The sequence below is a fragment of the Haloterrigena salifodinae genome (assembly GCF_003977755.1).
Lineage (GTDB): Archaea > Halobacteriota > Halobacteria > Halobacteriales > Natrialbaceae > Haloterrigena > Haloterrigena salifodinae.
Genome location: NZ_RQWN01000006.1, coordinates 1 through 15,453 on the forward strand (window position 1 = coordinate 1; position 15,453 = coordinate 15,453).

Annotated in this window: 11 protein-coding genes and 2 pseudogenes; 5 read left to right on the top strand and 8 right to left on the bottom strand. The window is 61.7% G+C overall.

The features are described from left to right. The 3 genes and pseudogenes from EH209_RS21340 to EH209_RS25310 form a co-directional block, all read left to right on the top strand. A partial coding sequence (locus EH209_RS21340) for an SRPBCC family protein (RefSeq protein WP_282957108.1) occupies positions 1 to 627 on the top strand: 627 nt, incomplete at its 5' end. A gap of 58 nt (positions 628 to 685) precedes the next feature. Next, positions 686 to 1,045: a hypothetical protein gene (locus tag EH209_RS21345; RefSeq protein ID WP_126664840.1), complete on the top strand. Its 360-nt coding sequence runs from the start codon at positions 686 to 688 to the stop codon at positions 1,043 to 1,045. A 103-nt stretch (positions 1,046 to 1,148) separates the two neighbouring features. Next, positions 1,149 to 1,403 (top strand): annotated as a pseudogene (locus EH209_RS25310) (IS6 family transposase); the annotation flags it as partial. A gap of 603 nt (positions 1,404 to 2,006) precedes the next feature. On the opposite strand, the gene EH209_RS21355 reads toward EH209_RS25310, so the two are convergent. The 6 genes and pseudogenes from EH209_RS21355 to EH209_RS21370 form a co-directional block, all read right to left on the bottom strand. Further along, positions 2,007 to 3,329, bottom strand: coding sequence for a dicarboxylate/amino acid:cation symporter (locus EH209_RS21355; RefSeq protein WP_126664841.1), 1,323 nt, complete (start codon positions 3,327 to 3,329; stop codon positions 2,007 to 2,009). 45 nt (positions 3,330 to 3,374) lie between these two features. Further along, a pseudogene (locus tag EH209_RS24835) lies at positions 3,375 to 3,494 on the bottom strand (IS6 family transposase); the annotation flags it as partial. 84 nt (positions 3,495 to 3,578) lie between these two features. Beyond that, positions 3,579 to 3,716, bottom strand: coding sequence for a hypothetical protein (locus EH209_RS24285; protein ID WP_164722104.1), 138 nt, complete (start codon positions 3,714 to 3,716; stop codon positions 3,579 to 3,581). A 126-nt stretch (positions 3,717 to 3,842) separates the two neighbouring features. Then, a complete protein-coding gene (gene aceB, locus EH209_RS21360) occupies positions 3,843 to 5,153 on the bottom strand; it encodes a malate synthase AceB (RefSeq protein WP_126664842.1) in 1,311 nt (436 codons plus the stop codon). A gap of 201 nt (positions 5,154 to 5,354) precedes the next feature. After that, a complete protein-coding gene (locus EH209_RS21365) occupies positions 5,355 to 6,122 on the bottom strand; it encodes an IclR family transcriptional regulator (protein ID WP_126664843.1) in 768 nt (255 codons plus the stop codon). A 731-nt stretch (positions 6,123 to 6,853) separates the two neighbouring features. Beyond that, the gene (locus tag EH209_RS21370; RefSeq protein WP_126664844.1) at positions 6,854 to 7,222 is read right to left on the bottom strand and encodes a VOC family protein; all 369 of its coding nucleotides are present in this window, start codon (positions 7,220 to 7,222) and stop codon (positions 6,854 to 6,856) included. A 157-nt stretch (positions 7,223 to 7,379) separates the two neighbouring features. On the opposite strand from EH209_RS21370, the gene EH209_RS21375 reads away from it, so the two are divergent. Then, the gene (locus EH209_RS21375; RefSeq protein WP_126664845.1) at positions 7,380 to 10,370 is read left to right on the top strand and encodes an FAD-binding and (Fe-S)-binding domain-containing protein; all 2,991 of its coding nucleotides are present in this window, start codon (positions 7,380 to 7,382) and stop codon (positions 10,368 to 10,370) included. Positions 10,371 to 10,462: 92 nt separating this feature from the next. Here the strand turns inward: EH209_RS21375 and EH209_RS21380 are convergent, their stop codons facing one another. Then, positions 10,463 to 12,688, bottom strand: a complete 2,226-nt coding sequence (locus EH209_RS21380; RefSeq protein WP_126664846.1) for an LUD domain-containing protein — start codon at positions 12,686 to 12,688, stop codon at positions 10,463 to 10,465. Continuing rightward, positions 12,681 to 13,205, bottom strand: coding sequence for a LutC/YkgG family protein (locus EH209_RS21385; protein WP_126664847.1), 525 nt, complete (start codon positions 13,203 to 13,205; stop codon positions 12,681 to 12,683). The genes EH209_RS21380 and EH209_RS21385 overlap by 8 nt, the downstream gene beginning before the upstream one ends. 440 nt (positions 13,206 to 13,645) lie before the next feature. On the opposite strand from EH209_RS21385, the gene EH209_RS21390 reads away from it, so the two are divergent. Continuing rightward, positions 13,646 to 15,382 carry an L-lactate permease gene (locus EH209_RS21390; RefSeq protein WP_126664848.1) on the top strand — a complete coding sequence of 579 codons (1,737 nt, stop codon included), beginning with the start codon at positions 13,646 to 13,648 and terminating at the stop codon, positions 15,380 to 15,382. Positions 15,383 to 15,453 lie beyond the last annotated feature (71 nt).

A 15,453-nucleotide genomic window follows, 5' to 3' on the forward strand; every position in this document is an offset into this window, starting at 1 on the left:
GTGAATCTCAACGAGGATCCGATGCCGCTGGCCGAACAGGCCGGCGTGATGAAAGACCGCCTCGAGGCGCTGCCCCTCGGGGAGTACGAACATGCCACCCGAATCGTCTCGGAAGTCGAGTGCAACTGGAAGGTGTTCGCGAGTAACTACTCGGAGTGCGACCACTGCCAGGCTAACCATCAGGACTGGATCAAGGGCATCTCGCTCAACGATTCCGAACTCGAGGTCAACGACTACCACTGGGTGCTCCACTACACCCACGCCCAGGACGTCGAGGACGAGATGCGGATCCACGACGAGCACGAGGCCCAGTTCCACTACTTCTGGCCGAACTTCACGGTCAACATGTACGGCACCGCCGACGGCTACGGCACCTACATCATCGATCCGATCGACACCGACCGCTTCCAGCTCATCGCGGACTACTACTTCCGCGATAGCGAACTCTCCGAGGAAGAGCGCGAGTTCGTCCGGACGAGCCGCCAGCTCCAGGAAGAAGACTTTGAGCTGGTCGAACGCCAGTGGGAAGGCCTCAGAACGGGCGCGCTCGCTCAGGCCCAGCTGGGCCCCAACGAACACACTGTCCACCGCTTCCACCAGCTCGCCCAGGAAGCCTACGACTCGTGATGGTATTGCCGCTGCATAACCGATCGACACTGAAACACGACAATCAGAATCAGAACCCATGAGTACCCAAGATCAGGCACCGTACGTCGCGTCCTGTCCGGAGTGCGACGTCGATCTGCGAACCGACGCCCCGAACGAGATCATCGACTTCCACCGCCGTCACTATCGCGTGACGGGCCACGACGTGGAGTTCGAACACGCGCAGTTGGAGTTAGACGAGGACGTCACGAGTGACGGTCTCAAGGATGTTGTCTGGCAGCTCCAAGAGCAGTACGAGAACGGCGTCCCGATCGGCGTCGTCGCGGCGGCGATGTCCGACCGCGGACTATCGATTGGTGAGACGGTAGACGAGATCCACGAGGTACGGATGACCGGCGGCCTGTACGAACCGCAGGACGACCATTTGGGCGCGTTCTGACGTTGGTCCCGATCCTCGAGTCGCGTGCTTCGAAGTCGCCGCTGACGGGTGAGCCCGGGTTCTTCCTCTGGACCGACTTGCACCGCGTGTCCTGAAGAAGGCGCCGTCGCGGACCGCTGTCGACGAAACTACTGTCAGACCAACAAGAAACGGTCTTGCCTTCTACTGCAAAGACATCGAGACAACGTTGGTTCTCGACGCTTCATTATTTAGTTGAGACATCTCTGACAAGGTGGCTGCGTTTCTGCAGAAACGCCGCGAGAAACACGATCTTTCCGAGGCTGAGTTTCTCGTCGATCAGTTTAGCTATCGGACTGCCCTTGCTCGAGTAGGATTATACGGTCGAGTGAATTATACTAGCTAAAGCCACATTGAGAATTCGTTCTTCCGTGAGTTCCTCGACAAATACGACATCTCCGACGCCGCGTTTCTCGTCGATAGCGATCAATCACTGAACGACGCCTACCAGCGGCGTGGCCTCGATTTCAGATGCAAAACGCACGGGATCCGACTAGTAGTAAACATATCTTTAGAGAGGTAAAACGAAGAACCTCTTCCTTTCTAAACCGCTTCAGCAACGAACACACGGAACGGCTAATAAGTGCTTAATCTTGTTCGTATTTCTGGAATCAGCTTCCCTAACTACGATGGTAGAGTTCACTCGAGTTCGCTTCCTGTGTCCTATCGCGAAAGTTAAGAAGTATAATAAATGTCGAAGTCGATGGTTTATAATGTCGTATTTGTGTCCGCAATCGGCACAGTATGATGACGAACGACACCGTTCGTTGACGTGGAGGCACCCAATGGGATAGAGACGAGTATGCGTTCGAGCGTGGTCGCGCTTTCGAGGGTACTTCTCGCTGTTCTTATTCGGACCAGTAGCAGTAGTAATACGGCAGCCACTGGTAGTATAAGTTGCTCGAGTTCGTCGGAATCGGAGTCGACTCGAGCTGGGTTCCGCTCAGTCGTTGTCTGACACGCTTACAGACTCTTCACTGAACTCGACTGGTGTCTCGGTCCAGACGCCGGACGAAAGATCGATCGCATCGTTCCACTTTGCGACTACCGTGGTCACTGCGAGGTCGCCAGCAATGTTGTTCATGGTCCGAAGGCGGTCGAGTAGTGGATCGATGCCCGCGATCATCCCAATGACCTCGAGTGGTAGCCCTACCTGCGTCAACACCGCAGTCATCATGACGAGGCTGGCACTGGGAACGCCCGCGGTGCCAATACTTGCAAGGAGTGCAGTAAGCAGGATGGTAAACTGTTCGACCAGTGTAAGGGAGACACCGGCCATATTCGCGGCGAAGACCGCGACAATACCGAGGTACATCGATGTCCCGTCCATATTGATCGTCGCACCTAACGGGAGTGAAAAGCCATACACGCGCTCTTCGACACGGAGGTTCTCGTCGGCATCCGACATCGTGACGGGAAGCGTTGCGGTGGACGATCGAATACTGAGTGCTGTAATAAGCGCCTCCTTGATCCCACGCAGGAAGGCCACTGGTGAAGCGCCGACTGCTCCTCGGATGATCAGGAGCAGATAGACGAGGGAAATCTGGAGGCCAATAGCAAGCGCGAGAGTCAGGGAGAGAGTGAAGTACGCACTAATCGCTTGTACGCCAACTTCCCCGAACAACGCTGCCATGAGTGCGAACACACCGAGGACGCCGAATTCCATAATTCCCCAGACGATTTTGAACATGACCTCTGCTCCGGCGTCAACTACGTCAAAGATGGTGTCAATGCCGTTCCGGACCGCTGAGTCCGGTTCGACTTCTGCTCGTACCATTGTCATCCCGAGACCGAAGATGAGGGTGAAGAATATGATCGCCAGAATGTTCCCCTCGGCTATCGCAGCGAACGGGTTCTCAGGGACAATATTGAATACTTGATCCACGAGCGACGGTGTTTGTTCGGTCTGGACGTCAGTCTGCTCTACGGTCATCCCTGCGCCGGGGTTGATGAGATTGCTCATACCGAGTCCCATCGCGATAGCAACAGCCGTCGTGGCGATATACAGGAGTACGACCTGTCCGCCGACCTTCCCCAAATTCTTCGGGGAGAGTTCTCGCGTCGCCATCAATAATGTGAATATTATGATGGGAACGATGATCATCTCGAGTAATCGGACAAAGAGATCACCAACCGGCTGCAGTGACGTTGCCGGCTGACCAACTCCCAGTCCAACGAGAGCACCGAGAACGAACGCTGCTCCGATTCGATAAACGATCGGAACTGATCGGTATTGTCGCCATGCCGACCGAAATAATCTAGCCATAGTTTCCAATGTAAAATTCAGGAACTTGCTGATAGTCTTTACGGATTAAACTATATAGTTCTGGGTCTCCTCGGCTATCGTCTTTCCATCGAGCGATTGATGCGGTCGCTGTCGCTTATAGTAATGCACAAGTTATGCAATCCATTTGCGTGCGCTCGACCGACTGCTATCCAGGCGTTCAGCCGCGTAACTCCCGTTGGGCGAGTCTTCCAGCAGAGATTTAGACGTACTCTCTGACCTGTTCGATTCTCAACTGTCCTCTCTATACACGGTCGCTATCTCACCTATTCCACCTATTGCAACCCTTCTATCTATTTTATCTATCTGAACTATTGCACCTATTCTTCCTCTTCCCTCTATGAGGCGTCCGTATTCAATTTCCAGCACCGAGACGCTTGTTCGTCTGGACCACCAGTCTTCATCCGGACCACTACTGACCGTCGGATCTCCGAACCGCTCTCACAAACCCCTCTAATATAGAAAATACCGGATTCTCTGAATATTGCGCCCTGATCAGCCGACCACCATCGCGCGCTCCACGAGGTCCTCGCCGTACATCTCCTCTAAGTCCTCGTGTTGGTCCGGCCGGTTCTCGTAGACGTCTTGGAACAGCGTGATCGGGGTCTGGGCCGCCTGGTAGGTAGCCTCGTCCCACATTCGGTCGTTGCTGATCTCGACCTCGACGCCGTCGATGACGATGGTCGCCGATCGCTCCATCGCGATCGCACCCTTTCCGGCTTCCTTGGCCGCTTCGAACTCCTCCATCGAGTCGACGATGTCGTTCAGACTCGGGATGTAGGAGGCCAGATCCAGAAGCTCCTGGGAGAGTTCGTCGCCGTCGAGTTCGCGCTCGTCGCCGCCGACGCTGAGTCTGTACTGGTCGTCTGTCGCTTCTTTGAGTTCGATCGCGTCGCCCTCGTAAACGTAGCGACCGTCCTCCGCTTCGAGTTCGATCTCGCGGTCGTCGACCTCGAGAAGCCAGCTTCCGTTCTTCGGCGGGAGCGGCGACTTGTTTGCCTCGACGACCTGACCGGGGGTCAGCGACCAGATTCCGAGCATCCCCTTCGCCTGGTTGTCGGTCATCCGCTCGTGGTAGCCCTCGACATCGCGGATGTCGTCGTACGGGCCGTCGATTGCGATCAGTCCAGCCGCGCTCGCGCCGCGGGAGGTGTTGTGTCGCAGCTCCGGCCACGGCGGCAGTTCGCCAGTCGGCGTGATCGCGCGCATGTCCTTGGTGTAGTCGACCTCGCCGTCGACGAGGAGGAACAGCCGCTCTAAGTTGTTCGAGGGCTTGCCCATCTCCTCGCGGAGGTCGCCGAGCGCCAGTTCGGCCTCGCCGCTCTCGACGATGACCGACATGGCCAGACTCCCCTCCTCCAGTCCGTGCTCGTTCTCGACGATGGTGATGAACTCGTCGGCCTTCTTCCAGTCGTCGATGTCGCCGACTTCCGGAATCACGACGCCGTCGAGGTGTTCGACGGCGTCGTTTTCGGGATCTGCGAGCTCGAGGATTTGCTGGAAGCCCTGGTATCGGGTCTCGGGGCTCTCGCGGTGCCAGACGACGCGGGGGTGGACCTCGCCGGGGACGTTGTCGCCGTCTTCGGACAACACGTCGATGATGTTCTCGATTCCCTCGTCGCGCATCGAAGGGGCCGTCGCGTCCTCGTTGTCCGGCACCCAGACGTCCGGCGCTTCGATGCCGCTAAGCTGGGCGGCACGGCGCAGCATCTTGGCGGAATCGTCTTCTCCTTTCACGGCCGTCGGGGTCGTAAAGAACGTCCGAACGAACTCCCGATCGTGAAGGCGATCAGTGTGCGTACTCATGAATCCAATTACCGGTATTCTTTCCTACTATTAATATTGTGTGGTGCGCTCTCTCGGTAGCCGCTATCACGGTCGGCCGCACGAATCGTAGGTACTGTCCGCTTCCCATCGGCGTTTGTCGGTGGCTTCTCCCGGCTCAACACTCACGATCGGGCGTGCGACGTAGAACGTCAGAACGGATCGCTGACAGCGGTCGCGTCGTCAGACGTTGTACTTGTTGAGTTCGATCACGTTCACCGTTCGCTGGAGTTCACTGACGAACTCGTTCGACTCCCAGTCGTCGTCGATCCGGGCGGTCGGCCCCGACACGCTGATCGCGCCGATGACGTCCGAATCGAACTTGATCGGCGCGGCGATACAGCGAAGCCCCTCGAGTCGCTCCTCGTCGTCGACCGCGAACCCGCGCTCTCTCGTCCGCTCGAGTTCCTCGAAGAGTTCTCCGCGCGACGTTATCGTCTGGGGCGTCACCTGCGGGAGCCCGTGTTGGTCGATAATCGCGTCGACGCGATCCGCCGGGAGCCGGGAGAGGATCGCCTTCCCGAACGCCGTGCTGTGCATGTGGTGTCGACAGCCGATGTAGGTGTCCAGTTCGACCGCGCGCTCGCCCTTCGAACGGCACAGGTAGACGCCCTTGCCGTCCTCTTCGACGACGAGGTGGACGAGTTCGCCCGACTCTTCGGCCAACTCCTCGACCTTCGGCTCCGCGACCTTGTAGACGTCTCTCTGGCTCCGGATCTGCCCGCCGATATCGAGGAACTTGAGGCTGAGCCGGTAGGTTTTGGTCTCCGAATCCTTCACGACGTAGCCGTGTTTCTCGAGCGTGCTGAGGTGGTTGTGGACCGCGCTTTTCCCCATCTCGAGTTCGTTCGCAAGCGTCGTCACTCGCGCTTCCCCCAACTGGTTGAGCTCCGCGATGATTCGCAGCGACTTCTCGGTCGTCCGGACCGGGTGTTTCGCCCGTTTCGTCATAGTCAACTGTATTATCACGAGCAATATAAGTGTTGTTCTCACATAGCAAACAATGTGTCTATCGGTGTCGAGGATAGGCTCGTTTTATCGTTTTCCGGCAGCGATACACCGGAACTCCTCCCGCTCCTGCCGATCCTCGCCAGCCCCGGGCGATGCCGTTTCGGATAGCGAATCGAACGGCGCCGAACTGGCAGTCGCCTTTGCTGCGAAGAGAGTCTCAACCACGCGTCTCCGTGGTTAATTCCGAATCTATGTCCCTCAACCGCTGGGGACGCTTTCTCCGGCCAACCGTTCTGGAATAGAAAACGACGGAGCGTGGCTCCTTTGTTCCTCTCCGTTTCGCTGCGACACTATCTCAATTATTTACAGATGTACGAGTGTAATTCAGTTGGCCGGCGTGTTCACCGTTGGCAATGATTCTGGAATAGAGAACAACTGAACTGCTTCGAGTCAGCGAGCCGGACCCAGTAGTCGCGCCTCGCTGGTCTTCCCGTCCGTTCACAATTCGCCATCGCGGAACAGAGGTGGAATACGAACGAAACACGGACGGGAGTTGGACGGAAGACAGGCGAATAGGCGGAAGACGAACGGCACACAATGACGAGACGGCCGAAACCGACGACGGACTTTCGTGAACCATCCGGGAGGTAATCCCGAAATACTCGCCTTGCTTCGCTGTAGAATCGGTGAGCCGCGCTGTACCGGACCCGGTGAGCCGCGTTACACCGGAGTCAGTCTAACGATTCGACGAGTTCGACTTTCCGACCGTCCGGGTCGTAGACGAACGCCGTTCGAGCACCGGCCTCGGGCTGATCACCCGGTTCTTTGACGACGCCGTAGTGATCAATCTCCGCGAACACCTCGTCGACGTCGTCGACGCCGATGGCGAGGTGGTCCCAGGCCGTTCCCTCTTCGAACTCCGTCTCACCGTCGGTATCGGAAAGCTGCAGTTCGATCCCGTTTTCGTCCGCGATGTACCGGTTTTTCGTTTCGCCGTCCGGGGTTTCGAACTCCCAGCTCTCCTCGAACCCGAACTGTTCGTAGAACTCGATCGTCTCGTCGGCGTCGGCGACGTTGATGTTGAGATGGATGAACTCCATATCTCAGTTCCCGACGACCATTCTCTTAAAGTCGTTGATCAGTGCTCGAGGCGACCCGCTCGAGACACGGGTCGGTCCCCAATCAGTGTACCTTTCGAAGGTAACGGATGCAACTAATGGCAGGGTTTATAATAATTGATGTACGAAAAAGAATACGATGGCTGTTGAAAAGCCACAGGGCGATCTCAGCAACTACGAGGAGTTTCGAACTACGCTCGACCACGACTACAGCGACGTCGGTGAGTACGCCGAACTCGCGGACGATCTGCGATCGGTTATCAAGGGGGAAGTTCGGTTCGACGAGTACGCACAGGTACTGTACTCGACTGACGGGAGTATCTACCAGGCTCGTCCGGCCGGCGCCGTCCTCCCTCGGGATACGGAGGACGTGCGAAACGCCGTCCGCGTCGCAGCCGAGCACGACGTCCCGATCATGGCCCGCGGCGCCGGGTCCTCTCTCGGGGGACAGACGGTCGGTCCGGGCTGTGTCGTGCTCGATATGTCGACCTATATGGACGATATCCTCGAGGTCGACGCTGAGGAGAAACGGGCGCGCGTCCAACCGGGCGTCGTCCAGGACCACCTCGACGATCACCTTGCACAGTACGGCCTCAAGTTCGCGCCGGATCCCGCTTCATCGAACCGCGCGACGATCGGCGGCGGGATCGGGAACAACTCGACCGGCGCTCACTCCGTTCGCTACGGGATCACCGACGCCTACACCGAGGAGTTGAACGTCGTCCTCGCCGACGGCTCGTTGATCCATACCCGCGAGGTCGTCCTCGACTCCGAAGAGTACGAGGAAATCGTCTCGAGGGACGACCGCGAGGCAGAGATCTACCGGACCGTCCGCGACCTCGTCGAGGAGAACGCCGACGAGATCGAGGCCCGCTACCCGGACCTCAAGCGCACCGTCTCCGGCTACAACCTCGACAGGGTGATCTACGAGAACGAGGACGGAGAGACGGTCATCAACCTCTCGAAGCTCTTCGTCGGCGCGGAGTCCACCCTCGGCGTGATCGTCGAAGCGGAGCTCAGCCTCGTGACGCTCCCCGAGGAGACCGCGCTCGTGCTCTACTGTTTCGACGACCTGATCGACGCGCTCGAGGCGGTCCCCGAAGCCCTCGAGTTCGATCCCAGCGCGGTCGAACTGATGGACAGCGAGGTGTTCAGGCTCGCCCGGGAGTCCGAGCAGTTCTCCCGTTACGAGGAGCCGATCCCCGATGGGACGGAGGCGGCGCTGATGCTGGAGTACGACTCGGAACTCCACGACGACTTCGAGGCGGCGATCGGGCAGACGAACGCCCACTTCGTCGACGAGGGCGACGCCTTCGAAGCCCTCGAGGCCTACACCGAGGACGAGCAGGCGGACCTCTGGAAGCTTCGGAAGGCGGCCATTCCGCTGCTGATGAGCCTCGAGGGCGATCCAAAGCCGTACCCGTTTATCGAGGACGCGACGGTTCCGCCCGAGGAACTCGCCGAGTACGTCGAGAAGTTCATGGACATCCTCGACGACCACGATACCTCGGCGGCGTACTTCGCCCACGCGGGCAGCGGTACGCTCCACATCCGGCCCATCCTCAACCTGAAGGAGGACGAGGGCGTCCAGGCGATGCAGTCGATCTCCGAGGATGTGACGGACCTCGTCGTCGAACACCACGGCTCGTTCTCCGGCGAGCACGGCGACGGGCTTGCCCGTACCGCGTTCAATCCGAAGATGTACGGCGAGGATCTCTGGGCCGCGTTCCAGGAGGTCAAGTCGGTCTTCGATCCCGACTGGCGGATGAACCCCGGCAAGGTCGTCTACACCGACGAGAACCCGACCGACATGCGCGAGAACCTCCGGTACGGTGCGGGCTACACGTCGATCGAGCCCCAGACGAAACTGGACTTCACCGACGAGGGCGGGTTCTCGCAGCTTGTCGAACTCTGCAACGGCTGTGGGACCTGTCGGCAAACCGACGACGTGATGTGTCCGACCTATCGGGGGATGAAAGACGAAATCGCGACGACCCGCGGCCGGGCGAACATGCTCCGATCGGCGATCTCCGGCGAGATCGACGAGGAAGAGATGTACTCCGAGCGCTTCCAGGAGGAGGTGCTCGACCTCTGTGTCGGCTGCAAGGGCTGTAAGAGCGACTGCCCGACCGGGGTCGATCTAGCGAAACTCAAGGCCGAGACCAAACACCAGTACCACGAACGGGAGGGGATCGGGCTCCGCGAGCGGCTGTTCGGTAATATCGACACGGTCTCGAAGCTCGGGAGCGCGCTCGCGCCGCTGGCCAACGCCGGAAAACAGCTCCCGGGCAGTCGACTCGTGATGGAGAAGGTCGCCGGCATCGCGCCCGAGCGGATGCTGCCCTCCTTCGAGCGCGAGTCCCTCCAGGAGTGGTTCGCCGAGCGCGGCCCGCGGGTGAGCCCGGAAACCGCCGAACGCAAGGTGGTGCTCTTCCCCGACACCTACACGAACTACAACTACACCCGGCCCGGGAAAGCCGCCGTGCGCGTGCTCGAATCGGCCGGCGTCCACGTCGAGATCCCCGAGGACGTCGCGCCGAGCGGCCGTGCGGCGTTCTCGGTCGGCATGCTCGACGCCGCCGAGGAGCGCGCCCAGGCAAATATCGACCTCTTCTCCGACTATATTGAGAACGGGTACGACATCGTCACGGTCGAACCGTCCGACGCAGTGGTCTTTCAGGACGAATACGGCGATCTGGTGAGCACGCTGCAGGCCGAAACCGTCTCCCAACACGCCTACGGCATCAGCGAGTACATGGACACGTACCGGCTCCTCGAGCGGTTGCCCCTCGACGAGACCGACGAGACGCTCGCGTACCACGGCCACTGCCACCAGAAGGCCACCGGCAAGGACCACCACGCGGTCGGCGTCCTCCGGCGGGCCGGCTACGCGGTCGATCCGATCGACTCCACCTGCTGTGGAATGGCTGGCTCGTTCGGCTACGAGGCCGAACACTACGACCTCTCGAAGGCCATCGGCGAGCGGCTCTACGAGAAACTCGACGAGAGCGACGGGACGCCGGTCGCACCCGGCGCGTCCTGCCGGAGTCAGATCGGCGACCAAGAAACGCGAGACGAGAAGCCGCCGCACCCGATCGAGAAGGTGAACGACCTGCTCACGGGATCGTAGTCGTCTCCGCGGTTCGGCGACTGAGCCGCGAACCAACTGCTATCGCGGTTCTCTCGCGAGACGGCCGAAAGAAAAACCGGTGGTAGCAGTGGTCAGCGGCCGATTCGCTGCCGCGGATCGAGTAGCTCCACTGGGTGGACGGCGTCGCGCTCGAGCAGCGAGCCGAGCTGGTCCTCACAGGAGGTGCCGCTCGCGGCGACGATTCGATCCCGCGCCTCGGGGGCCGTGAACTGCTCGCGAAGGCGGTCGCCGACGTCGATGCTCAGCTCGTAGTACTCCGTCTTGTAGCCGAAGCTGCCGGCCATCCCGCAGCACTCGACGTCGCTCTCGAGGACATCGTAACCCGCTTTCTCGAGGACCGTCGTCGTGTACGGCTCGAGGCCGAGGGTCCGCTGCTGGCAGTGGGAGTGGTAGGCGATTTCGGCGTCGGCGCCGCCGAGCGCGTCGGCGTCGGCGCCGTTCTCGAGCAGTCCGTAGATGTACTCGAGGGCCTCGTAGCTGCCATCGCGCAGCCGTTCGAACGACGCTTCGGGCAGCAGCTTCTCGTACTCCCGGCGGAACATCGCGAGGTCCGACGGCTCGACGACGACCACGTCTCGGCCTGCGTCGATGTGTTCGGCGAGGGCGGCGTAGACCCGGCTGGCGCGCTCGTCCGCGGTGTCGATCATCCCCTGCGAGAGCGGTGCGCGGCCGCTCTCGGGTACCTCAGGGATCCGAACGCGAACGTCGAGCGCCTCGAGGACCCGGACCGCCGCCTTGCCGCGGTCGACGTCGACGTGGTTCGTGTAGGTGTCGGGATAGAGGACGGCCTCCCGATCAGCATCGGCCGCGTCGACCCGCGGCCCGCGACTCTCGTACCAGTCCCGAAGCGTTTCGCGCTCGAATTCCGGTAGCTCGCGTCGGCTGTCGACGCCGGCGACTCGCTCGAGGACCGTCCGTGCCGGTCCGGCGGAAGCGAGCCAGTTGGAGACGGGTGCGGTCGCGCTCCCGAGCTTCGCGAGCGTCTCGTAGTTGCCGAACAGTCGCTTCTGCAGGTCGATCCCGCCCGGCTCCTCGTCGGGGGTGAGTCCCTCGACGAGGAACTCGAACTGTCCCTCGTCGCCCCCGCGGTTGAGCCGGTCGCGGACGACGGTGTTGATCCACGGGATGTCGATCTCCACCGGGCACTGGTTGACGCAGCGCGAACAGCCCGTACAGAAGTCGTTGAACTCGGCGGCGCTGTCGTAGCCGTGGACGCCGGCCTCCCAGCCGGTCGCGATTCCCCCGGAGTAGGTTTCGCCGCCGAATGCGTGGCCGCCGACGGACTGGAAGTTCGCACAGGAGTTGGCGCAGGCCGAACACCGGATGCAGTACAGCGTCTCCCGCAGCTGGTCGTCCTCGCGCATGGCCATGCGACCGTTGTCAATCAACACGAGGTGGAACTCGCGGTCGTCGTCGCGGTCGGCGAACGCGACGTCGGGCTCGTCGACGTCGACGACCGGCGACTCGACCGGCGGCGTCAGCAGCGAGATGTAGGAGGTGATATCCTGACCGGTTCCCGAGCGCCCGATCAGTTCGATGAAGGGGGCCAGATCCTCGACGCTCGGGACGATCTTCTCGACGCCCGCCACCGCGACGTGGGTGTCCGGAACGACGGCCGACTTGCGGGCATTGCCCTCGCTCGTGACGAGCGCGATCGTCCCCGAGTCGGCGGTGATGAAGTTCGCACCAGTCATCCCGACGTCCGCCTCGCGGATGAGCCCGCCCAGCCGCTCGCGGGCGAACGCGGTCAGCTCCGCGGCGGTCTCGAGGGGCTCCTCCGGGTCGAACCGCTCGTTGAACAGCCGGGCGATGTCCGCCTCGGACCGGTGGATCGCGGGCGCGACGATGTGCGACGGCGCCTCGTCGGCCACCTGTAACACCCACTCGCCGAGGTCGGTCTCGACGACGTCGACGCCGTCGGCTTCGAGGGCCTCGTTGACCTCGAGCTCCTCCGTGGTCATCGACTTCGATTTGACGAGCCGGTCGGCGTCCTTCTCGCCTGCGAACTCCCGAATGTAGCGGTTGGCGTCGGCGGCATCGTCGGCGAGGTAGACGGTCCCGCCGTTTTCCTCGACGGTCGCGGTCAGTTCGTCGATCAGCTCCGGCAGCCGCTCGATGGCGTCCTCCTTGATCGCCCGCGCCTCGGACTTGAGCTCCTCGTAATCCTCGAGGTCGGCCACCGACTCGTACCGTCCCTGATTGAACCCGATAGTGTTCTCCTCGACCGCGTCGCCCTCCGTCTCGAGCAGGCGGCGGATGTGGGCCGCCTTCGAACGGCGGCTGTCGGCGTCACTCATTGGTCTCACCGTCCTCGAGCAGGACGACGTGGACCGCTTTCGGGCCGTGCGCGCCGCGGACGAGCGCTCCCATGTCGGCCGTCGCGCTGGGCCCCGTCGCGAGGATCGCGCTGCCCCCGTCTCGAAGCACGGGCCCGAGGCGATCGATCGCCGTTGGCATGTCCGGAACGAGGTCCGACTTCCGGAGGATCGGCACGTGCAGTTCCGGGAAGAGACTGACCTGTTCGCTTCCGTCCGTCCGCGCGGGTAGGACGACGCTCCCGTAGTCGGCGATGCCCAGCGAGGCCGACGTGACGCTCGTCGTCGCCGCCTCGAGCGTCGCCGGCGTCGGCGCGTCGTCGATCCAGTCGGGCAGCGAGACCACCTCGAACTCGAGGGGCGTTCCGATTACCGGCTCGCGAACGATCTCCTCGAGCACGGACTCGAGGGCCGTCGGCTCCGTTCGGGTCACCGGCACCTCGAGCTCGGCGAGCGACTCCTCGAACCGTTCCCGGGTCGTCTGTACGTCGACTGTCATACCCGAAATGACCGAGCCCGGCTATTTCATTGTTCCCCTCGTTTTCGGCGCAGGTACTCGGCGCCGGTACCGCTTCGATGGGAACGTTAGTCGAATGCGTTTCGATCGGAGTACGCTTTCCGCCCGAGGTTGTCGTTCCGAGGGTCGAATTGCTAGTATAAAGCTGTTTTTCGCCCGCTCGAGACCCAATTCGACTGGTATCGCTCCGAAGCTAACCAATCAGAGACGTTCATTATACTATTCAGTTGATGAACTAGACAATCGGGAATTCAACGTCTGTCGCCGGTTTCTGCCGTCAACGACGGTCCATAATATGATAATAGTCGACAATTATAAATGCTATCTGAACAGTTTACCACCCATGCCATGCTCCACCAATGATGGCAGTAGGGTAGTCGTCGAAGCACCGTTGCTCGGACGCTCCGCCGGGGGTGATTCGGATGGCTAGTGCGGTTGAACTCGCGCTGGCGGCGACGCCGCTCCTGCTCGCGGGCGTGTTGCTCGTGGGGCTGCTGTGGCCGGCGACGCGCGCGATGCCGATTGCGTACGTCGCCGCGCTGATCGTCGGCTACTTCGTCTGGGACATGCCGGGTGAGTATCTCTTCGCCGCCTCCGCGGTCGGGGTGATGACGGCGATACAGATCCTCTGGATCGTCTTCGGCGCGTTGTTGCTCCTGTATACGCTGATGCAGGCCGGGGCCTTCGATCGGATCAACCGCGGGTTCGCGACGATCAGCGACGATCGACGGGTGCAGATCGTCCTGATCGGCTTCTTCCTGGCGGCGTTCATCGAGGGCGCGGCCGGCTTCGGGACGCCTGCGGCGGTCGTCGCGCCGCTCCTGTTGGCGCTCGGGTTCCCGGCGCTGGCGGCTGTGATAGCCGGACTGGTCGGTCATATCCTCGCTGTCACGTACGGCGCGGTCGGCACACCGATCGTCATCGGGATCCAGGATCCGCTCGGGTCCACCGAAGCCACGAGCACGGCGATTACGGAGGGCGGATTCACCGTCCAGGAGTTCTCGCTTCAGGTCGCCGTCTGGGCCGCGACCTATCACTCCCTAATCGGGTTCGTCATGCCGCTGTTCGCGGTCGGGATGGTCGTCTACTTCTTCGGTGACACGGACGAACGCAGCCTGGAGCCGGCCTGGGAGGTCGCGCCGCTGTGTCTGTTCTCCGGAATCGCGTTCGTCGTTCCCTACTGGCTGGCGGCGCAGGTCAGCGCCGAGTTCCCGAGCCTGATGGGCGCGATGGTCGGCGGCGCGATCGTCGTCGGCACCCTGAAGGCGGGCTACTTCGTGCCCGACGAGGAGTGGGACTTCCCGGACCGCGAGGAGTGGCCGGCCCACTGGGTCGGAACGATCGAACCCGGACAGGCCAACGCACCCGGCGTGGGCGGCGGCGCCGGCGACGCGACCGCCGCCGACGGCGGCGTCGTCAGAACCGACATGTCGCTGCTCCGCGCCTGGGCGCCGTACATTCTGCTGGTCGTCCTGCTCGTTGTCACGCGGGTGGTCGAACCGCTCCCGTCCGTCCTCCAACAGTTCGGCACGCAGTGGAACGACATCCTCGGAACCGGTCTCAGCGGCGGTATCGACTGGGTGTACGTGCCCGGCTTCTGGCTGTTCGTCTGCGCGCTGATCGCGATTCCCCTCTACGGGATGTCTGGCACGGAGGTCAAAAACGCCTGGAGCGAAGCGGGACAGAAACTCATCGCTCCGCTGATCGCGCTCGTGTTCGTCATCGCGATGGTGCAGGTGATGCTCCAGTCCGGCGCACACGCCGACGGGACCGAGAGCATGATCTTCGTCCTCGCCGAGGCGACCGCCACCGCCGTCGGCCCCGCCTACCCGTTCATCGCCGCGCTCATCGGTGCGCTCGGCGCCGCGATGGCCGGTTCGAACACGGTTTCGAACATCACCTTCGGCGGGTTCCAGTTCGAGGCTGCCTCCCAGCTTGGACTGCCGACGCAGGTCATCGTCGGCGCACAGGCCGTCGGCGGCGCCATCGGGAACCTCGTGGCGATCCACAACGTTGTGGCCGCGCTGGCGACCGTCGGCCTCGTCGGCAGCGAGGGGCGAGTCATGCGACTGAACCTGATCCCACTCATCTACTACGCGGTCGGGGTCGGGATCGTCGCCACTCTGTTTAGCTACCTCATCTTCCCGGGACTCTTCTAGCCGTCTCGCGCCGTTCTTTCGCGGGCCCGACTCGAGGAATCACCGACGAACAATCGTTCTCGAACAGCGAC